This is a genomic window from Paraburkholderia terricola, assembly GCF_900142195.1.
GTDB classification, from domain to species: Bacteria; Pseudomonadota; Gammaproteobacteria; order Burkholderiales; family Burkholderiaceae; genus Paraburkholderia; species Paraburkholderia terricola.
Window position 1 is genome coordinate 20809 of the sequence record NZ_FRAB01000049.1, and the last position, 21906, is coordinate 42714.

At 64.1% G+C, this 21906-nt stretch carries 13 protein-coding genes and 1 rRNA gene; 10 read left to right on the top strand and 4 right to left on the bottom strand.

The annotated features are described in order from the left end of the window. Positions 1 to 83: 83 nt before the first annotated feature. The gene (locus tag BUE39_RS28655; protein ID WP_073432038.1) at positions 84 to 2039 is read right to left on the bottom strand and encodes an FUSC family protein; all 1956 of its coding nucleotides are present in this window, start codon (positions 2037 to 2039) and stop codon (positions 84 to 86) included. A 185-nt stretch (positions 2040 to 2224) separates the two neighbouring features. Beyond that, entirely contained in the window at positions 2225 to 3052 is an 828-nt protein-coding gene (locus tag BUE39_RS28660) for a 2OG-Fe(II) oxygenase (protein WP_176035746.1), read from the bottom strand. A 387-nt stretch (positions 3053 to 3439) separates the two neighbouring features. Between BUE39_RS28660 and amaB the strand changes: the two genes are divergently transcribed. From amaB to BUE39_RS28700, 8 genes are all read left to right on the top strand, one after another. After that, complete coding sequence (gene amaB / locus BUE39_RS28665) at positions 3440 to 4939, top strand: L-piperidine-6-carboxylate dehydrogenase (RefSeq protein WP_073432039.1); 1500 nt, start codon at positions 3440 to 3442, stop codon at positions 4937 to 4939. Between the two features lie 137 nt (positions 4940 to 5076). Beyond that, positions 5077 to 6249, top strand: a complete 1173-nt coding sequence (locus BUE39_RS28670) for an NAD(P)/FAD-dependent oxidoreductase (protein WP_073432040.1) — start codon at positions 5077 to 5079, stop codon at positions 6247 to 6249. A 520-nt stretch (positions 6250 to 6769) separates the two neighbouring features. Then, entirely contained in the window at positions 6770 to 8569 is a 1800-nt protein-coding gene (locus BUE39_RS28675; protein WP_073432041.1) for a DUF2138 domain-containing protein, read from the top strand. Continuing rightward, entirely contained in the window at positions 8570 to 9442 is an 873-nt protein-coding gene (locus BUE39_RS28680) for a DUF1175 domain-containing protein (RefSeq protein ID WP_235004990.1), read from the top strand. Beyond that, complete coding sequence (locus tag BUE39_RS28685) at positions 9439 to 14256, top strand: alpha-2-macroglobulin family protein (RefSeq protein ID WP_084561514.1); 4818 nt, start codon at positions 9439 to 9441, stop codon at positions 14254 to 14256. The genes BUE39_RS28680 and BUE39_RS28685 overlap by 4 nt, the downstream gene beginning before the upstream one ends. A 10-nt stretch (positions 14257 to 14266) precedes the next feature. Then, positions 14267 to 16045, top strand: a complete 1779-nt coding sequence (locus BUE39_RS28690; protein WP_073432042.1) for a DUF2300 domain-containing protein — start codon at positions 14267 to 14269, stop codon at positions 16043 to 16045. 98 nt (positions 16046 to 16143) lie between these two features. Then, positions 16144 to 16941: a YfaP family protein gene (locus tag BUE39_RS28695; RefSeq protein WP_073432053.1), complete on the top strand. Its 798-nt coding sequence runs from the start codon at positions 16144 to 16146 to the stop codon at positions 16939 to 16941. Between the two features lie 269 nt (positions 16942 to 17210). After that, entirely contained in the window at positions 17211 to 17741 is a 531-nt protein-coding gene (locus BUE39_RS28700) for a hemerythrin domain-containing protein (RefSeq protein ID WP_073432043.1), read from the top strand. A gap of 116 nt (positions 17742 to 17857) precedes the next feature. Here the strand turns inward: BUE39_RS28700 and BUE39_RS28705 are convergent, their stop codons facing one another. Beyond that, on the bottom strand, positions 17858 to 18301 hold the full coding sequence (locus tag BUE39_RS28705) for a PRC-barrel domain-containing protein (protein ID WP_073432044.1): 444 nt from the start codon (positions 18299 to 18301) through the stop codon (positions 17858 to 17860). A 268-nt stretch (positions 18302 to 18569) separates the two neighbouring features. Between BUE39_RS28705 and BUE39_RS28710 the strand changes: the two genes are divergently transcribed. Next, complete coding sequence (locus tag BUE39_RS28710) at positions 18570 to 18953, top strand: hypothetical protein (RefSeq protein WP_073432045.1); 384 nt, start codon at positions 18570 to 18572, stop codon at positions 18951 to 18953. Positions 18954 to 19022: 69 nt separating this feature from the next. On the opposite strand, the gene rpoD is transcribed toward BUE39_RS28710, so the two are convergent. After that, on the bottom strand, positions 19023 to 21020 hold the full coding sequence (rpoD, locus tag BUE39_RS28715) for an RNA polymerase sigma factor RpoD (protein ID WP_073432046.1): 1998 nt from the start codon (positions 21018 to 21020) through the stop codon (positions 19023 to 19025). Positions 21021 to 21802: 782 nt separating this feature from the next. On the opposite strand from rpoD, the gene BUE39_RS28720 reads away from it, so the two are divergent. Continuing rightward, a 16S ribosomal RNA gene (locus BUE39_RS28720) occupies positions 21803 to 21906 on the top strand; the annotation flags it as partial.

A 21906-nucleotide genomic window follows, 5' to 3' on the forward strand; every position in this document is an offset into this window, starting at 1 on the left:
TGCTGGCTGTAGCCCGCCTCGTGCGGGCTTTTTATTGCCTGTGTGGGCCAACTGGTTACCACCGTCCTCGCGGCTTCGCTGAACTAGTCGCCAGGGCTTCGAGGGCTGTTCGACGCCACAGCGTACGCCCTGCGCGCTCCAACCCTTAACACCCAATCGAACACCCCGCGCCTTTCCCCGACCGGCTGGGTCAGCCGCTCAAACAATTGCGCAACGGCGCCGTCGAGTTGCGCAAGCACTGGCGCCTGAGCCGCCGCCTCCAAATCGAAAACCGGCAACACCGGCACACGCTCATCCAACCCGCCATCCACAGAACCAGTAGCCGCACCGCTATAACGCGCGATCAACGAATCAAGCCGCGCCACGATCGATTCCACATGCGCCGCGCGCACATTCGCGGCATTGAGCGCCACTTCACCCGACACCCCGTGCCGAGCAGAATCACTCAACACCCGCGCCCAGTGCAAACAGCACAGCAGCGATCCGGTGGCCAACTCGACACCAGAATTCCACGCCACCACGCGCTGCATTTGCAGCGGCTTCAGCGCGATTCGCAACTCATGCCAACCGCGGTCGAGCTTGCGCATGGCGACAGCGGCATCCGCCGCCAGCGCAGCGGACCCGCCCAGCCGCACGACCTCGCGCAACGCACCCAGCACAGCCGCAAGCCTCATCTCCACATGACGGCTCGCCGCGAGCGGCATCATCAGGACCGCCACCGCGAACGACACGAGACAACCCACCAGCACTTCCTCGATCCGCAATTCGACCAACGGCCCCATCGCGAAGCCCAACTCGCCATACACCAGTCCGACGAGCACGGTAATGAAGAACACGCCCGGCACATACGCGCTCAGGATGTAATAAGCCCAGCCGAACACGCAGAGCACCATGGCGGCCACAAGCAGCATCGGCGAATCGTGCAGCGGCGCGACGAGCAACACGCTGGCGAGCGCGCCGGCCAGCGTTCCCGCCAGCCGCTGCGCACCGCGATAAATCGTGTCCGCGCGTGAGCGTGTGCCGAGAAATACCACGAACGTCGTGATGACCGCCCAGAACCAGCGCTCGGGAGACAGCGACTGGCCGATCAGCATCGCGAGAAACGCGGCTGTCGTGGCGCGGGTGGCGGGCAACCAGCAGAGCCTGGCGCGCAGGTCCGCGAATCGTTGCACTGCTGAAGCCGGAGCGTCGCCGGACGCAGGCTCAAAGCGCCGCCGCTCTCGACAGTGCGCGATCTCCTCGAGCCGTTCGATCGCTTGACGCAGCACGTCCGCATTCGCTTGCCCGCGGCCATACGCAGACGCCGACACCAACGCATGCTGTCCCGCCGCGACTTCCACTTCGACGATGCGCTCGCGAATCGTGTCGGCGTCGGGTGGGTTCAGCAACGCCAGTTGCTCTTCGAGCGCGAGCGCGGCTTCGTTCAACACCGAGAGTCGTGCCGCATCCGGCGCATGCAGCACGCGCGACGCGCGCAGCGTCACCGCATGAATCGCAAGCCGGAAACTGGCGGCGGGTCGCGTCGGCACGATCGCGCGGCCGACCAGCGCGACCATCAACGGGCCGAAAGCGGAGAGCAACAGCGATTGCACGAGGTGCAGCCGCGAAGGGTGCAGATACAACCCAAGATAAAAGCACACCACGCCGAGCAGCGCGCAACCGAGCGCACGCGGACCACAGGCCTGGCAGAGCATGCCGGCGAACATCACGACGAGAAAGCCGGCATCTCCGGCGAGCGGATAAGGACTCAGCACGCTCGCCGCGGCGAAGCACACGCAGGCGCACAAATACAGAGAGAAGAGCGAGCCGAACCATGCGGACCGCCTTGCATCGCGCACGAACAGCGGCGCGACCATCGCGAACAGGACGCCGGGCGCGGCAAGGGTGATCGGTTGATGATGGAAGACCGTCCACGCGATGCTGGCCATGCCGGTGAGCAGGCAGGCGAGCGCGACACGCAGCGCGGTATGGAGACGCACGAGTCCCGGGTCCGCGGCGAGCAGGCGGTCGGCGACGCGCGAAAACGCGGCAGCAATCATGATCGATGATATCCAGGCTAAATGGTCGCGACCGGCTTGTGGCCGATTGCGACAGACCGGACGCGCGGCTGAAGGTGGCGCTGCGCGTCCGGTGGATTCGGGTTTTCCCGGATGATATCTAGCCAAAATTGCAGGAGTCGGGTTTTCGCGGCGGCGGCGGCGCAGCGGCGCTGCGCGCGCCCGCATCACGTCGCGTCGTGAAAAATCACGCCGAGCGTGTGCCGCTGTCCCGACCGCAAACGGCTCACGCCATGCCGCAAGTTCACGCGGTACGGTCCACGCGTGCCTTGCACCGGCCGATGATGCACCGCGAACACGACGGCGTCGCCCTTGCCGAGCGGCACGACTTCCGTGCGCGACTGCATCCGCGGACGCTGCTCGGTCATCACGAACTCGCCGCCGGTGAAGTCCTCCCCCGGCTCGGACAACAGAATCGCAACCTGAAGCGGAAACACGTGTTCGCCATAGAGGTCTTGATGCAGGCAGTTGTAGTCATCCGTGGCGTATTGCAGCATCAATGGAGTGGGGCGCGTCTGCCCGGCGGCATGGCATCGCTCGATGAATTCCGCATGCGCGGCCGGATAACGGACGTCGATTCCCATCGCCCCGTTCCAGCGATTCGCCACCGGCGCGAGACGCGGGTAAAGCTCGCTGCGCAACGCCGCGACGAGCGGCGGGAGCGGGTAAGCAAAGTACTTGTATTCGCCTCGGCCGAAACCATGCCGCGCCATCACCACGCGGCTGCGAAACAATGCATCGCGCGGATACAGCGCAGTCAGTGCATCGCATGCCTGCGCGGTGAGCAGATTGCGCAGCATCGCGCAGCCATACGCGTTCAGTTCTTCCTCGGCGTCGAACCAGTCGATCTGGTCGATGCGTTGCGCAAGCGAGCCAATAGAGGAATTTGCATCGGGCGCGGCGGCGCGTTCAGGTTTTGGCCGCATTGCCAACGCCGATTCCGCCGATTCCGCCGATTCCGCATCCGGGTGTCGATCCTTCGCAATTGTGCTCATGAGCCGTCTCCGTCAAGCGATCATCGAGTCATCATCAAGTGTAAGCAGGCGCCCCACGCCGCGCACTCCGACTCTTGCTGTCCAATTCCTCGCTCGTCTGCGTTCGGGCAAGCGCGCAGTCGCGTGCCGGATCATTGCGGCTGTCGGCAACTCGTATTTCCAATAAGAAACGAATAGGGGCAATGCGCGCCTGCCGTCGCAAGAGCATGCGCGGGCATCGGCGGCATTCGTGCGCCACGATGGATTCGGTCCGCTATTCAAGCCCAGCAAGCGCACGCGACGGTTCCCGCGCGTCACTTCCGGGCAAACGCCCTTGCCGCCATGAAAGCCCGCGTGTATAGTTTCCTAACTTACTCTTGTTTCGCATCGGAAATTAAAGGGATTCACATGAACGCTTCCACCATCCTCGCCGACCTCGGCATCGCCCACGCGGCGCAGGCCGGCGACATCGCGGTTCATTCGCCCATCACCGGCGAACTCATTGGCCGCGTGGCCAGCAACACGGTGGCGGAAGTCGATTCGGCCCTGGCCCAGGCGAAACAGGCGTACACCGCCTGGCGCGACGTCCCGGCGCCGCGCCGTGGCGAACTGGTGCGTTTGCTCGGCAACCGTCTGCGCGAAAAGAAGCAGGCGCTCGGCAGCATCATCACGCTTGAAACCGGCAAGATCCTCCAGGAAGGCATGGGCGAGGTGCAGGAGATGATCGACATCTGCGATTTCGCGGTCGGTCTGTCGCGTCAACTGTATGGCCTCACGATCGCGTCCGAGCGACCGGGCCATCGCATGGCCGAGACCTGGCACCCGATGGGCACCTGCGTCGTGATCTCGGCGTTCAATTTTCCTGCGGCCGTGTGGTCGTGGAATGCGGCGCTCGCGCTGGTGTGCGGCAACGCGGTGATCTGGAAGCCGTCGGAGAAAACGCCGTTGACCGCGCTCGCCGTCAATCAGATTCTCAACGAGGCGTTGCAGGAATTCGGCGACGCGCCGGCCGGCCTGACCGCGTTGATCAACGGCGGCCGCGAGGTGGGCGCGAAGCTGGTGGCCGATCCGCGCGCGTCGATCGTCAGCGCGACGGGCAGCACGGAAATGGGCCGCACGGTGGGCGTGGAAGTGGCGAAGCGCTTCGGCCGCTCGCTGCTCGAACTCGGCGGCAACAACGCGGGCATCGTCACGCAAACGGCGGATCACGAACTCGCGATGCGCGGCATTCTGTTTTCGGCGGTGGGCACGGCGGGGCAACGCTGCACGTCGCTGCGGCGTCTGTTCGTGCATGAGAGCGTGTACGACAAGACCATCGAGCGTCTGAAGCAGTTGTACAGCAAGGTGCCGATCGGCAATCCGCTCGAAAAGGGCACGCTGATGGGTCCGCTGATCGACAAGCAAGCGTATGCCCGCATGCAGGAAGCGTTGCAGCAGGCCACCGCTGAAGGCGGCAAGGTGTTCGGCGGTGAGCGCGTCGAGGTGAAGGGTCATGAAGGCGGTTACTACGTGCGGCCGGCCATCGTCGAAATGCCGTCGCAAACGCCGGTGGTTCTGAAGGAAACGTTCGCGCCGATTCTCTACGTGCTGCGCTATGCGGATTTCGCCGAGGCGGTCGAGGCGAACAATGCGGCGGTTCACGGTTTGTCGTCGTGCGTATTCACAACCGATCTGCGCGAAGCGGAGCGCTTCCTGTCCGACGCGGGCAGCGATTGCGGCATCGCGAACGTGAACATCGGGCCGAGCGGCGCGGAAATCGGCGGCGCGTTCGGCGGCGAGAAGGAAACCGGCGGCGGCCGCGAGTCGGGGTCGGACGCGTGGAAGGCGTACATGCGCCGCGCCACCAACACGGTCAACTACTCGTCGGCATTGCCGCTCGCGCAGGGCATCGACTTCAATATCGGCTAAGCCCGGCAGACCGGTAGCGCATTCAGTAAAAAGCACAAAGCAGCGGCGCATCCACGCGCCGCTGTCCGCATTTTTTCAGCAATCCGTTTGCGCCGCCCGCCGTTTCAAGAGCGGCCACGCTACTCGTGGGGTAAGACGTGAGTTCCAAGGTCGTGATCGTCGGCGGTGGGGTGATCGGCAGTTCGATTGCGTATTTTCTGCGGCTCGCCGATCCGACAGTCGGCGTCACCGTGATCGAACGCGATCCGACTTATGCGCGCTCGTCGTCGGCGCTATCGGCGGCGTCGATCCGTCAGCAATTCTCCACACCGCTTTCCATTCAGATGTCGCTGTTCGGTATCGAGTTTCTGCGCTCGATCGGCGAGCGGCTGTGCGTCGACGGCGTGAAACCGTCGATCGATCTGCACGAAGGCGGTTATCTCTTTCTCGCGACGTCCGTCGGCGAGACGACGCTGCGTGAGAATCACGCGCTGCAAACAAGTCTTGGCGCCGATATCAGCCTGCTCGACAGAAGCGCGTTGCAAGCGCGCTTTCCCTGGCTCAATACGGAAGACCTCGTCGCCGGTACATTCGGCGAAAGCGGGGAAGGCTGGTTCGACGGCTATGGTCTCGTGCAGGCGCTGCGCAAGAAAGCACGGGCGCTCGGCGCGCATTATGTCGCCGCCGACGTTACCGCGCTGCATCGCGACGGCAGGCGTGTCACGCAAGTGCAAACCGCGAACGGCGAGACCCATGCGTGCGACGTGGTCGTGAACGCGGCGGGCGCCTGGTCGCGCAAGGTCGCGCAAATGATCGGCATCGACCTTCCGGTCCACGCGCGGCGTCGCAGTATTTTCAATGTCACGTCGCCCGCGCGGCTCGAACGCTGCCCGTTGCTCATCGATCCGAGCGGCGTGTATTTCCGGCCCGAGGGCCAATCGTTCATTTGCGGCACATCACCTTCCGCGGACAACGACCCCGACGATCTGCCGCTCGACGAAGTCGATCACACACTGTTCGACGACGTGATCTGGCCGACGCTCGCGCACCGCGTGCCGCAATTCGAAGCGCTGCGCGTGCAGAACTGCTGGTCCGGCTATTACGAATACAACGTGCTGGATCAGAACGCGATCATTGGTTATCACCCCGACGTCGACAACTGCGTCTTTGCCAATGGCTTTAGCGGGCATGGTTTGCAACAAGGGCCGGCAACGGGCCGCGGCGTTAGCGAACTGATTCTGAACGGGCGTTATACGACGCTCGATCTCGGCTCGTTGAGCTTCGCTCGCGTGCTCGAGAACCGGCCGATCGTGGAGAAGAACGTGGTCTAGCGTGCGCCGCGGTGATGCGGATTAATGCAACACGTAGTGCATGGATATCGGCTGCGATTGAACGGCGGCCAACATGCTCCCGATCATTTGCGCGTTTGCGCGTTTGTATTGAACACAACGTGATGTTTGCGGCTAGCTTCCTGCAGAGCGGCCAGCGCGGTATTTGCCTCAAACCCTAAGAGCGTGCCTGAAAGAACCCGGCCAGCCAATGCGGCTCGGCCGGGTTCTTTTTTATGTCGATAGAAGAAACGTGATGATTTGGCATAAAGCCTCGATCTGGTAATGCCGCGGATAAACTCCGCGCTATTTAGATTCCCGTTTGACTCAAGCCCGCCTCTCCAAAATGAAAACCCGGTTTCTAATATTTTTAATCAGAGGCATGCCGGATCGTTAAATGCGGAGAGTCACTGGTATCAGGCCAGGCATATCGGTTATCATCGCTGCCATTCGAAGAATGCCCCGAGGGATTATTCGCCGAATGTCAACTTAATGCCGTCGCATCGAACCAGAAGAAAATCAGATGAAGATGTCGCGAAGAAACATTGCAATCCTGGTAGTCGGTCTTCTGGTCGTGGCCGGCGTCGTCATTCAGGCGGTGTGGCGGCCTTTCGCACATCGCAAAGCCGCCGAAAGCGGCGAAATCATTCTCGATATTCACCACCCGGACGCCGTGATCGACAGCGAAGCGCTCTCGCGCTTGCCGCGTGACATGTTGCGCGTGCCGCTGCTGCACGACCTGCTGACTCAGGACTTCGTCGACTATTACGAATCGGGCAATACGCGCCTTTCCGCGGAAGGCGCACTGCGGCGTCTCGCCTTCGAACATCAACTCGATTGGCGCGACGAGTTGATCCGCCGCGTGTTCGACGAACCCGCGCACGTGCTGCTGTGGCGCTCACCGGATGGCCGGCTCGGCTACTGGGCAATGTCGATGCGCCGCAACGGCCTAGCCAAACTGCTGCAAGGCTTGGGCAACGTCGCGGCGAGCGACGCGCAACTGAGCCAGGTCGGCAAGCTTTCCGGCGACGTGCCGGTGTACGCGTTGAAGCTGGCGGTGGGTCGCACGCTGTTGTTCGCGACGAAAGGCGATCGCCTCGTGGTGCTATCCGCGCCCGGCGTGCTGCTCGACGCGAACGGCGGCTTGCTGAGCGAACGCGCTGACGCGGTTTCCGACATGCTCGCCTCGGGCCATGACGACGCGGCGCGCGCTTATCGCCTGGATGCAAGCCCGGATGCAGGCGGCGATGCGCCGAAGGGCCACCGTCTGGTGGTGTCGGCCAATTACCTCTCGTTCGGTTATCAGGCATTCTTCTCCGGTATCGACGCGCTGCGCTTCGATTTCTCGCCGAACGGCGGCGCCGCTGCGAACTGGCAGACCTCGGCGCTCATCGAGCCGGGCAAGCTGCCGCAGCAGTGGAACAGCGCCGACCTGTGGCGCGCGCTGCCGGCCAATCCGGCGGCGTGCACGAGCTTGCCGGCGGACTGGAAAGCGGCGTCCGCGCTGCTCGGCAAGGTGGCCGACGGCGGCACGGATAACGCCGCCGCGATCGGCGATCAACTGGCTGGCCCTGCGGCTGTCTGCTGGTATGCGAAGTCGACGCTGGTCGCGCCGGTGTTCGTCGCTCGCCTGAAGACGCAGGACGCGGCGCGCACCGCCGCGTTGAAGGCCGCGCTCGGCAAGACCTTCGGCGACGTGATCGGCGCGTATGAAGCGAAGGCCGCGAAAGCCGATGGCGATACCGCGAGCTATCGCCGCTTGCCGGTCACCACGCGCGATCAGGGCGCCGACGTGACCGTGTGGCAACGTCCGGTTAGCGCGCGCTCGGGAACCGCGTTGACGAGCAAGGCGGCATTCGCGTCGCAGCTTTCGGCGGAACGCTATTTTCCGGTCACGCTCGCGTTGGCGCATGGCTATCTGATCTTCTCGCCGGATGCGCGTCTCGTCGACGATACGCTCGCCGTGCTCGACAAGCGCTATCCGGCGCTCGCCGATACGCTCGCGCCGCAGCGTCTGCCGCGCACGATTCTGACGCTCACGCCTTCGTCGGCGGCCGCGTTGATCGAACGCGAAGCGGGCGCGGCGTTGCCGGCCGATCAGGAGGCGGTGTTCCGCAACGCGTCGCGCACCCATCTCGCGCCGAAGCTGCACGCTTTTGCGCGCTATCCCGCGGTGTCGTTGACGCTGCCGCAGAACTTGCCGGGCTCGACCGGCTGGGTGCCGGTGGAGTGGTGGTTCGATCGCGCGAAGGCCGGTGCGGGTTCGGATGCGGCGGGCGTTGTGGAGACGCCAGCCGATCAGCCTGGCACCGAGGGCGATTAAGTGCGTCGCTTTCGTTTCCCCGGCGTGGCGTTTGCGATGGAGGCGAGTGGGCCTCGGCGCATCGTCGCGGCGCGTGCGGCCTCAACGCAAACCCCCGCAGCGCAAACCCCCGCAGCGCAAACCCCCGCAGCGCAAACCCCCGCAGCGCAAACCCCCGCAGCGCAAACCCCCGCCCACGACACACCTGTCATCGCACGCCGACTCTGGCTGGCACGCACTGCCTCTGCATTCGCACTAGCGACCCTGGCGCACCACGCCCACGCACTCACCGGCACCGCCGCCACGCCTGACCCCGACAGCCTCTCGCCCCGGCAATCCGCCGCCTTTCGCGCATGGTTCGCGCGCATCGTCGACCAGCAACTGCGGCGCGGCCCCACGCCACGCTGGACGCAGCGCGATTGCGCGGGCCTCGTGCGTTTCGCTGTCGGCGAGACGCTCAAGCCGCACGACGGCAAATGGCTGCGTGCAAACGGCATGACCAGCCTCGCGGACACGAGCAGCATGCCGCCCGAACTGCAACTGTCCGCGTCGCAGCGCACAATCGCCAATCGCTGGACCCAGCTCGACGGTTCAACCGGCGCCTACGCGTCGGCGATCGCACTGATTCAACGCAACAGCCGTTTTGTTTCGAAGGACGTGAACCAGGCGCTGCCCGGCGACCTGCTGTTCTTCGACCAGGGCGACGACCAGCATCTGATGATCTGGCTGGATCGCTACATCGCTTATCACACTGGCACCGTTACGCCGACCGATACCGGTCTGCGCGCCGTGGCCGTCTCCGACCTGATGCAATGGAAAGATTCCCGCTGGCAGCCGCGCGACGGCAATCCGAATTTCGTCGGCGTGTTTCGTTTGGACTTTCTGACACCATGACCCGAATGAATTCCGTCACCGCGTCGAGCGGCTGGTTTGGCAACGCGCGGCGGCGCATGGCATTCACGTTGGCCGCGCTGCTCGCGTTCATGACGCTCGCCATCGCACCGGCAGCGTATGCGGACGACGCAGCCGAGTCCAACATCGCCGCGAACCCGACGCTGCATCCAACGCCGTCGAGCAACTTCGCCTCGCAGAAGGTGGACGGCCAGCCGTTCTTTCTGCTCTCGGACGCGAGTTTCGGCAGCGATCAACTGGCGCAGGTGCGTCTCGAAGCGCCGGGCCGCGATTTCAAGGACGCGCTGCAAGCGTATGGCGGCGCGGACATCGTCGTGTATCGCGTGCCCAAACCGCTCGACTTCCTGAAGGCGCAAAAGAATCTGCACCGGCTGAACGTCGCGCCGAATTATCAGGGCGAAGGACTGGCGAACACGCTCGCGTATCTATGGGACCGCTGGTTCAGCGAAGCGCGCCGCGCATGGCAGCGCGTGTTGTCGTTCGCGACGCGCAGCAAGGCGACCGAAGCCGCGCCGCAATTCAAGCTCGGCGAACAGACGGGCAAGCCGACGCAGTTCGAGCAAAACTCGCAGTTCGCGCCGCTGCAAGGCTATGACATGGTCGCGCGTTTCCGTTATCCGATCTGGGACGCGAAGGTCATCCAGCCGCCGAAGGGCGTGAACCTCGAAGGCAGCAGCAGTAACTTCATTGAAGCCAGTTCGGGCAACGTGATGATCCCTGTCGGCAAGCTGCCGCCGGGGCTGTATATCGTCGAGGCGGTGATCGGCAACTATCGCGCGCATACGCTGCTGTTCGTGTCGGACACGGTCGCGGTCGTGAAGGCGGCATCGAGCGGCATGCTGGTGTGGACCGCGCGGCGCGATAACGGCAAGCCGGTTGCCAATACCGAGGTGAGCTGGACCGATGGCGTCGGCGTATTGCAAAGCGGCGCGACCGGCGGCGACGGTGCGCTCATGCTGCAACACGTGAGCCCCGAGCGCAGCTATGTGCTCGGCACCGATCCGCGGGGCGGCGTGTTCGTCTCCGAGAATTTCTACTACGACAGCGAGATCTACAACACCAAGATCTACGCGGTGACCGACCGTCCAATGTACCGGCCCGGCGATCCGGTGCATGTGAAGTTCATCGGCCGCACGTTCCAGAACGCGACGCAGTCGTCCGCGCCCGCCGAGGCCGACGTCAAACTCGACGTGCTCGATCCGAACGGCGCGCCGGTGGCGACCAGCAAGGTGCATTTCGCGTCCGCGACGGGCGCGGAGGCGTCGTTCACGCTGCCCGCCGATGCCACCGCCGGCGGCTACACGCTGCGCTTCGATTACAACGGCGATGTGTACGGCAGCGCGTTTCGCGTCGCCGACTATGTGAAGCCGCATTTCGACGTGAACCTGTCGATGGACAAAGCCGATTACGCCACCGGCGAGCCGCTGAAGGGCAAGATCCAGTTGCGCTATCCGGACGGCAAGCCGGTGCGCGACAGCAAGATTTCGCTCACGCTGCGCGCGCAGAAAGTGACGATCGTCGACGGCGAATTGCGGTACGCCGGCTTGTTCCCGGTCAAGCTCGAACAGCAGGAGTTGAAAACCGATAGCGAGGGCAACGCAAGTCTCACGCTGCCGGCGGCGAAAGAGCCGAGCCGTTACGCGTTGACGCTGTTCGCGCAAGACGGCGCGGCGTACAAGGTGCGCGTGACACGTGAAGTGCTGATCGCGCGCGGCGCGACGCCGTATCGTCTGTCGACGGCGAAGTCGTTCTCGCAGCCGAAGGAAGCGGTCAGCTTCGAATTGCAAGCGCTCGGTGCGCTCGATCCGTCGTCGCATGCGCCGGCAAGATGGGAATGGACGCGCCTCGAATCGCAGACGCACGGCGAAGGCGCGTTGAAGAGCGGGGCGGCAAGCGGCAAGCTCTCGTTCCCGGTGCAATTCGACCAACCGGGTTCATACATGCTGTCGGTCAAGGACGACACCGGCAATCTGCTCGCCGCCGCGAGCCACTGGGTCGCGGGCGATGGCCTGAAGGCGATTCCGGGCAGCGTCGAGATCGTGTTCGATCGCGACAGGTACAAGATCGGCGACACCGCCGAAGCGCTGATCACGTTCCCGATGCCCGTCGACGATGCGTTGCTGACGCTCGAACGCGACAACGTCGAGCGCCGCGCGTTGTTGACGGCGGGCGGCGACTGGCTGCAACTTCAACGCGTGGCGCCGTCGCAATGGAAAGCGCGCATCAAGGTGAGCGACGAGTTCGCGCCGAACATGACCTTCTCGGTGCTCTACGTGCATGCGGGCGAGTACGTGTTTCAAAACGCGGGCATCGTGGTCGCGCAGCCGCAAATCGAACTGAACGTGAGAAGCGACAAGCCGGTGTACGGCCCCGGCGATACGGTGACGCTGAACTTCGACAGCACACTGAACGGCAAGCCGGAAGCGGCGAACCTGACCGTGAGCGTGGTCGATGAAATGGTGTACGTTTTGCAGCCGGAAATCGCGCCGAACATCGTCGACTTTTTCTATCATCCGCGCCGCAACAACGTGCGCACTTCGTCGAGCCTGTCGTTCATCACGTATGACCTCGCGCGTTCGCCGTTGAAGGGCGCGCCGGGCGGCCCGCAACGCGCGAACTACAACGAGCGCGGCGTGAAGGTGCTGGAGCGGCCGCGCCGCGACGATCAGGACACGGCGGCGTGGGAAGGCAATCTGAAAACCGACGCCAACGGTCATGCCGCCATGACCTTCAAGATGCCCGACTCGCTGGCGCGCTGGCGCATCACCGTGCGCGCGGCGGCGCCGAACGGCATGGTGGGTCAACGCACCGCTTACGTGCGCTCGGACAAGGCGCTGTATCTGAAGTGGAGCGGGCCGACGCATTTTCGCGTCAACGATCAGCCGGCCATCGACATGATCGCGTTCAACCAGACCGACACGGAGATGGACGCGCAATGGCTGGTCGACGGCGGCGGTCTCTCGTTGAATCAGAAAGTCACGCTCAAGCGCGGTGCGAACTATCTGCGGCTGCCGGGCGGCGCGCTGAAGGCCGGCGTGATCAATGCGACGTTGCGGCGTGCGGATAAAGACGTGGACCGCTTGCAGACCACCATCAATCTCGATGCGGGCGGCTGGCTCGATCTGCATCAGAACACCGTGGCGCTCGACGGTTCGAACAAGCCGCTCAATCTGCCAACCGACGCTCAGGATGTGAGCGTGCGGTTCATCGGCAACGCGGCGAGTCAATTCGCGCGCGTCGCCGACGATCTGATCGACTATCCGTACGGTTGCGCCGAACAGACTTCGAGCCGCCTGATTCCGCTCGCGCTCGCTCACGATGCGCTCGGCCGTGGCGACAACGCGAGTTCGACGCAAGGGCTCGACGCGCTGCTGCGCAATCAGCGGCAGCGTCTTGCGATGCTGGCGGGCGTCGGCGGCACGTTCGGCTGGTGGGGCGACACAACCGGCGGCAGCGCGCTGATGACCGCTTACGCGTATTACGCGGACTGGCTCGCGAGCCGCAGCCTCGGCATCGGCCTGCCCGCGGGCAACTGGCAGCACGCGATGGACGTCTATCGCGATGCCGGCGCGAAGGAACCGCTGCTGCATCGCGCGCTGGCGTTGTGGTTCATGCAGCAGATGGGCTTGCCGGTGGCTACGCCCGTGTCGGGCGTCGCCGCCGATTTGCTGAGCGATGCGGCTGCGATGTCGGGCAACGCGAACAACGCGGGCAAGGCGCCCGCGCGCAGCGGCGCGTATGGCGCGTCGGACAGCATCGTGTTCGCACAAGCCGATTCGCCGCGCGGCAAGCAGATGGCGACGCTGCTGGTGGCCGGCATGGCGCGCGGCACGGGCGCTCAACTGCCGGAAGCTTTCGACGCAGCCGCGAGCGCCGCACGCAGCGCGTTGAGCAACGATCCCGCGCCGCTCGTGCAAAGTCTGCTTTACCTGACGGGCGATGGCGGCGCCGCGATCGATGCATCGACGTTGCTCGCGAAAAGCAGCGCCGATTACCCGACGCTCGATCGCGCATTGACGCTGCTGTGGCTGCGCAAGGCGCTCGGCGGCGAGGCGGCGCCGGCTTCGCCGCCGTCGTTGCAAGGAGTGGGCTGGACGCGCACCGCGACGCCGACCGGCGCACCGCTCTGGAAGTGGACCGGCACAGCACGCCCCGAAGGAAATCCCGTTGGGGGACTACCCGCCACACTCGATGCCGGCGCCACTCGCACCGACGTCAACGCACTCGTGTCGTTCCGCAGTCATACGAGCGAGGACAGCCGGTTGAACATCACCGTCGAACGGCGGTTCTACAAGCTGGAACCGCTCGACGTGAAGCCTGATCCGAAGAAGCAAGCCGCGCCTGAAAGCCAGTTGGGACGCGCCGCGTTCACCGCGCGTCTGATGAAGCAGGGCGATGCGATCGACAGCAACGCGCTGTATGTGGACGAAGTCACGCTCACGCCGCGCTCGGGCAACGCCTACCACTACGGTCTGCTCGACGTGCCGCTGCCGCCGGGCGGCAATGTCGAGGCGACCAGCTGGGGCGTGTCGATCGACGGCTTGCCTGGCGCGAAGGAAGGCGGCAGCGGTCCGCAGCCGTTCCAGCGCGTCGCTTCGTATGAGATGGGTGAACTGGCGTATCACCAGCCCGTACCGTTGCTCGATCGACCCGTGACGCTGCGGCAACTGGTGCGCTTCGCATTGCCGGGTACGTTCGCGTTGCCGCCCGCGCGCTACTTCCGCATGTATCAGCCGGACGCGAAGGCGTTCGAAGGCGGCAAGAGCGATCGCGTGACGACGCTGCGCATCCAGTAGCGAGGCCGCCATGTTCAGCGCGCTTCGGCACACGCGTGATCGCCTGGCGGCGGTGCTGCGGATCGCGCTCGCCCTGAGCGTGGGCTGTGCCTGCGTCGATGGCGTGAAGGCGTATGCGGCGGCATCGTCGGTTGAAACGCCTGTTGTCGCTTCGGCGCGGAGGCTGCGCTTCGCGTGGTTGCGCGACGGCGAGAGTCAGCTTTGGCAAGTCGATGCGGGGAGCGCCGGCGTCGCCGTTTCGGCGCAGTCCGCGCGCCCCTTGCCGGCGACGCTCGAAACGCCGCTCGGCAGCGTGTGGAAGCTGTTCGTCTACGGCTATCTCGTGGACCGCAACATCGCCACGCCGGATTACACGTGCAGCGGCGGCGATCCCGAAGAAGCGTATTGCTGCATGACGGGCGGCCGCATCGACCGCGAACATGCACTGGTGCAATCGTGCGGACGTTTTTTCGAACCCGCGCGCCTGCAACTCGACGCCGCCGACTGGCGCAAGTATTGGACGGCCGCGCACGCACCCGCGTGGCTGCGCAACCTCCATGCGATGACGCCGACGCAGCGCGTCCCGGTGATCGATCTACTCGCCGCCTTGCAAGCCATGCCCGCGCGGCCGCGCGAAGCGGCGGCGAGCACGCTGGTATCGGTGCTGACGAGCGGACGCGGCGAGGGCACGGTGTCGCTGTACGGCAGCGTATTGCGCGCCAAGACGTGGACGATGCCGGACCCGGCGCGGCCCGGCGCATCCATCGGCGGCGCGGCGGGCTGGCTCGTCGACGGCACGCCGGTGTGGCTGGGCGGCCCGGGCGGCAGCGCGCGCGTGCTCGCCGCCGCCGCGCCGCGCATCGCGCCGCTGCTCACGCAAGTCACCGTGCCGGATGACGGCGCCTGCGTGCTGGTCGATTTTTTCAGCCGTTATCCGATTCGTGAAGTGCTCGGCGACCGCGGGCCGGCGGCGGCGCCGGACGGTCCGCTGCGGGGCGAGTTCCGCGTGGGCTTCGTCAACGGCAATTGGGCGCGCGTGCAAAGCCGCGGCGAATTGCGGCTCGATCGCAGCGCAACCGGAGCGCCGCAAATTGTCGGCCGCTTCGGCATGAACGATTACGTTGCTCGCGTGGTCGAGCGGGAGGGCGACACGAGCCAGCCGGAAGCGGCCAAGGCACTGGCGGTGGCGGCGCGTACCTACGTGGTGCAGCACGGCAGTCACGATCACGGTTGCTTGCGTATCGACGACAGCAGCGGCACGCAGCGCGTTCTACCGCGCGCGCCAGGCGCCGCCGCGCGCCGTGCCGCCGATCTGACGGACGCGCTCGTGCTGACCGGCGTGCCGGTTCAGTATCACCACGACAAGGCGGCAGCGGGGCAGATGAGTTGGCTCGCCGCGAAGGCGTCCGCGCAAGGCGGCCTCACGTTCGACGCGATTCTCGCGCGCACCTGGCCGCAGGCGACGTTGACTGCGTTCCAGAGTCCGCTGTCCGGCGATTGCATCGCGGTGGCCGGCGCGCAGCAATGGCTGCGGCGCAATGCGCCGTCGTGGGCGCGGCGCATGGACGGCGCGGCGGGCTACGAGACGCCCGATCTGCCCGCCGTGTGCGCCGTGCGCGAAGGGCGGCCGTATGCGGACGCGCAGCGCAATCGCGTGTACGTGTATCGCTTGCAGACGGAGGAAGACCGTATCGCGCTGGCGCACGAGTATGTTCACCTCGCGTTCCAGCATCATCCGCGTGGCGTCGATGAGACGTTCGTCGAGCGTACCGCTCGCACGCTGATCCGTACCGACAATCCGATCCAATGAATCACGACATGCGTTCTTTTTCAGTCATGTCGTGCTGGACGCGTTTCAATCAAAACACGCCGGACGAACGGCATGACAGCGGGACAGGAGCGGTAACGATGAAGGTCAAGACGACAGGGTGGGTGAAGGGCGGCTGCAGGGTGCTCGTCGTTGCGTGTTTGCAGGCCGTGCCGGCGGCGCACGCGAGCGATGTCGACTTCGCCGCGCCGTTGAACGGCTGGCGCAACACGGGCGGCGACAACGAGCGTTATACGCAGGACGTGCACTACCCCGCGGTATCCGTGTCGACGCCGGAAGGCCAGTCGAAATTCGCGCTGATCGAAGGACACATCCGCAACGCGCCGAAGAAGAAGGGCAACATGGTGGCGACGCTGGTGGTCGACGGCACGCCGTTGCCGCAGCGCGTGGAGGAAGATGGCAGGTTCTCGCGGCCCTACGCGTTTCCTTCCGGCAGCAACGGCGTCGAACTGCGCGCGCCGGACGGCAGCCGCAAGCGCGTGCAGTTCTACGACGCCTACAGCGGCAAGACCCAGCCGAAGCTGCGCGTGGTGCTCGCGTGGGACACCGACGGCACCGATCTGGATCTGCACGTCGTGTCGCCCGACGGCGCGCATACCTGGTACGGGGAACGCGTCGCGCCGAACGGCGGCGCGCTCGACGTCGACGTGACGACCGGCTATGGGCCGGAGATTTATTCGTCCGCCGCGCCGCTGAAGGGCACGTATCTGGTGTTCGTGAATTACTACGGCAGCGGCAACAGCGGCAGCGACATGACCGTCGCCCAGGTGAGCATCATCACGAATGAAAATACGCCGAACGAAAAGAGCGAAACGATGCGGGTGCCGCTGCGAAAGGCCGGCGAATTGACGCTCGTGAAAACCTTTGTCATGCCGTGAGGCGGCGTGTGTTTGCCGCTCGAGACCCCGGTGCGGTCAGCGGCTCGAATCTCAATTCGCTCAATGACTTGCGCAAGTCTTGCCCAGGATATCCACAGGCTTGCGCACGGTTTCTGTGGACAAACCGACATGGCCGGTCCCGCTGCCGATAGTCCGGGAATGCAAACGGGCGGGGGCAATCGTCGGCGTGCGCGCGGCCACACGACTCCTCGCTTCGGGCATGGCCGATGCTGTGGCAGAAGTGCTGCTGTTCTAACGGGAGAACCGACATGGCACAAGCTGAAACCACTACGAAGTCCGCTACTCAACCGCCGGGCGAGCAAGATGCGCTGGCGCTGCTCGAAGCGGACCATCGCGCAGTCGAGAAGCTTTTCGAGGCATTCGAAAAGGCGGGCGACGATCTGGAAGAGAAAGCGACGCTGGCCCAACGTGCGTGCGAGGAATTGACCGTGCACACGATCATCGAGGAAGAACTGCTGTACCCGGCGGCGCAAGCAGCACTGCCGGAGGACGGCAAGCTCGATGTCGAGGAAGCTTATGTCGAACACTTTCTGGTCAAGACACTCATCACGAAGTTCGAGACGCTGAAAGCCGGTGACAAGGGATTCAATGCGACCTTCAAGGTGATGTCGGAGATGGTGCTGCATCACGTCGAGGAAGAAGAAGGCGAACTGTTTCCGGAGTTGCGGCGCACGAAGTGCGATCTGGTCGCGCTCGGCAAGAAGATCGCCGCGCGCAAGGAAGCCTTGCAGAGCAAGCTCGATGCAGCGGGCAGCCGCTCCGTTGGCGATAAGACGTAAGCGGGTCCGCAAGATTTCCCTTGCCGGATGTCGCGTTGGGACAGGCACTGCGTTTTTTAGAGCAGTGCCTGCGTTCGTATGAAGTTTGTGATCCCCGCTCGCGTTTTTCCACGACGTCAGGCGTCGCAAGTCCAATACGGTGCCCGGTTGTAGTACGCGTGTAGGGACGTGCCCCATTGCGTATCCGTCATCGCCGGCCAGTTGTCCCTATCGAAGCCCGGCGCGCTTCCGATGCGCTCGGCGGGTGCGTCGAGCACGAAGCATTTGTCGTCGGTGTCGAGCGTGAGCGCGTTCCAGGGTATTGCATGGAGCGTGTCGCCCACGCCGAGAAAGCCGCCGCTCGAGAGCACCGCATAAGCGATACGTCCGCCGCGGACGTCGAGCATGATGTCGGAGATCTTGCCGATATATTCGCCGTCCGATGACATCACCTTGTTTCCATCTAGCGTGGAAGCGGCCATCACATCCGGACCGGGACCTTCGCCGATGCCGGTTCCAACGATCTTTGCACCTTGCCTGGCTGCCGCGGGTGCCGGTTCCTTGGGATCGAGCGTGGTCATGGTGTGCTCCTGGGAGAAACCTGGGCACAGAGCGCGCAAGGAGTATGCCCCATGCGCGTCGGCGATCGCGCCGGTAATCTCGGCAACCGTTACTGGTCGAAATTACGCAACCGTCGGCGAGGTGCGGCCGGTGCTCGCGCTTACTGTTCCTTACTGTTGCTCAAGATTCGCGCCGTGGGCGTCGATAGAACTTGTAACCCGCCGTGCTGTTGAACTTCCGCGACGGGTTGGGCAATGCATGCCTTGAGCGAAATGAACGGAGATTGCTATGCAAATCGACAGTGCGTTGTCGTCCACACTGCCGGAACCGGGACGCGCGGCGATGAAAAACTCGCGCGCGGCCGACGATGCGGCGGTTCAAACCAGGGCGACGGCTGAAACGTCCGCGCAGGACGAGGCCGTCCATATCTCTGCGGAGGGCGCGGCAACGGCGGCACAAGAGGGGAAGGCGGTCAACGACGACGCAGCAGGCGATTCAGCGGCAGAAGATGCCGCGGCGCCCAATGTTTCGGCGGTTCAGTCGTTTGCATACGGCACGCTCGGTCTCGAGCGTCCGGACGAGCCTCATGAGGAACACAACGCGTTTTATACGGCGGGTCGTTGGCTGGCAGCGGGAATCACCATCGGCGGGATCATCTCGCTGCTGGTTTGAATGGGTGTCGAGGCGGGTTTGAGGCGGAGGGGGCGCTTGCCGTGCGTGAGGCACGGCAAGCGCTGTTTCTTAGCGGTCGAGGAACGACTTCAGTCGATCGGCGCGGCTCGGGTGCATCAGCTTGCGCATGGCCTTGCTCTCGATCTGACGAATCCGCTCGCGCGTGACGTCGAACTGCTTGCCCACTTCTTCAAGCGTATGGTCCGACTTCGTGTTGATGCCATAACGCATGCGCAGCACCTTCGCTTCGCGCGGCGACAGCGAGTCGAGCGCGTCGTCGATGGCGGCGCGCAAATCGGCTTGCATGGCCGCGTCGGCCGGCGATGACGCCGCCGAATCCTCGATCATGTCGCCGAGCGTGGCGTCGCCGTCGTCGCCCACCGGCGTTTCCATCGACACCGGCTGCTTGGCGATCTTCAGAATGCCGCGCACTTTCTCTTCCGACAGCTCCATGCGTTCGGCCAGCACGGAAGGATGCGCTTCCTGACCGGTTTGCTGGAGGATCTCGCGCGAGATGCGGTTGAGCTTGTTGATCGTCTCGATCATGTGCACCGGCACGCGGATCGTGCGGGCCTGGTCGGCGAGCGAACGCGTGACGGCCTGACGAACCCACCACGTTGCATACGTGGAGAATTTCCAGCCGCGCCGGTATTCGAACTTGTCCACGGCTTTCATCAAGCCGATGTTGCCTTCCTGGATCAGATCGAGGAATAGCATGCCGCGGTTCACGTATTTCTTCGCGATCGAGATCACGAGACGCAAATTTGCCTCGATCATCTCGCTCTTGGCCTTGCGCATCTTCGATTCGGCCGCGACCATCTGGCGGTTGATCTCTTTCAGATGCTTGAGCGGCAGGGAGACGGTTGCCTCGATGTCGATCAGCTTTTGCTGTTCCGCCTGGATCGCCGGCAGATGGCGCTCCAGCGCCGCACCGTATGCCGACGCGCCGCGCGCCGCGCGTTCCGTCCAGCCGAGATCGGCTTCGTGACCGCCAAACGATTCGATGAACTTCTCGCGCGGCATGCCGCTCTTCGTCACCGCGATTTGCAGAATGTTGCGCTCGATCGCGCGAACCTGCGCGACCTGGTGTTGCACGTCGCCACACAGGCGGTCGATGGTGCGCGCCGTGAAGCGGATCTTCGCGAGGTGCTGCTGGATCTCCTCGCGTGCGCGCTGATAGGCTTTCGAGCTGACGTCGCCGCGCGTGTGCGAGGCGTTCATCTGGTCGGACAGCATGCCGACCTGAGCGAAGATCTCGAGGCAGTCGCTCGTGAGTTGCTTCAGGCGTGCTTCGTCGGCAGCCGAGGAATCGGCCGGGGCGATGTCGTCGTCGTTATCGCTGTCGTCATCGTCGCTCGTGTCCGTGTCGACGTCCGCTGCTGCGTCCGGGGCGGCGTTGTCTTCTTCGGCCGCGAGCGTGTCTTCATTCAGACCGTCGACCAGTTCGTCGATGCGCAACTCGCCGTCGGCAACCTGCTGCGCGCTCGCCAGAATCGCGGAGATCGCGAGCGGGCAAGCGGCGATCGCCTGCACCATTTCGTGCAGACCGTCTTCGATGCGCTTGGCAATCGCGATTTCGCCGGCGCGGGTCAACAGTTCGGTTGCGCCCATTTCGCGCATGTACATGCGCACGGGGTCCGTCGTGCGGCCGAATTCCGAATCGACCGTCGACAACGCGACTTCGGTTTCCTCGTCTGCCTGATCGTCCGACACCACGGCAGGGGTGTTCGAGTTGAGCAGCAGCGTTTCCGCGTCCGGGGCCTGCTCGTAGACCTGCACGCCCATGTCGTTGAACGCGCTGACGATGCTGTCGATCGCCGCCGTTTGCGTGAAGTTGTCGGGCAGGTGGTCGTTGATCTGCGCGTGGGTCAGGTAGCCTTGCTCCTTGCCCAACTGGATGAGCGCACGCATCTGGCGCTGACGTTCTTCAGCCTGCTGCGGCGGCAATTCTGCCGCCACGGGGATCGCTTTGCCCGCGCCCTTGCCCTTGGCCGTGCGGCCCGAGGGCGCCTTGGGCGTGTAGCTGGCGGCTTCGTGTTGCGAATCTTCGCGATCAAAAGGGTTCACGTATTCTCCTCTAGAGGCTTCGCTATGAGACGCAAGACGCTACCGTCAGGCGTTTCGAGCATGGCTCAACATCACCTGAGTGACTCAACGCGGTTGTTTGGGTGTGCTCTGGGGAGCAAAAAAGATGAGCCCGCTCGAAGCGGGCCGATAGACATGTGCGAAATTCGCGCGGCTCGCATTATATACGAGCTTGCGCCTTCGCGCGCGTTGTGCGCAGGTCAATTTGTCGTGCACGTTTGTCGCAGGCCCGTTTTCTGGCCCGCCGGCTACGCGGGCAGTTGCGTGTGTGGGTTTTTGATGATGATCGGCGCGCCGTGGTCAAGGGCGAGTCTCTCACTATAGACGAAGTCGTTCGTCCTCACATGCGACAGAGTCGTTTCCGCGATCTCGCTACATATAGACGAGGTGTGTTTGTGGCGACGATTGGCGCTTGCCGGAAAGAAAATTCACCAAAGGGGGTTGACGACGTGTCAGTCGTTCTCCATAATCTCGTTTCTCTGCTGCAGATGCAGCGACGCAGAACGAAGCGGTGCCGGGTGGTTGAAGGTGGCGTCGTGACGGTGGTGAATGCGTAAGCGATCTTTAAAAACTAACAGCCGATAAGTGTGGGCGCTTGATGCGCGGCGCGCGGTGGATTCTTCGGGGTCTGCCGGGAGCGAAAGTATCAAGTCTCACACAGTAATGAAAGGAAGGTTTTCCTGTTGAAAGACAGGATGATCATTCGTCAGTACGTTGAGTGAGCGACCGGTTGGTAAAACAACCGAAAAACAGTAACAGGCATTGAACTGAAGAGTTTGATCCTGGCTCAGATTGAACGCTGGCGGCATGCCTTACACATGCAAGTCGAACGGCAGCACGGGGGCAACCCTGGTGGCGAGTGGCGAAC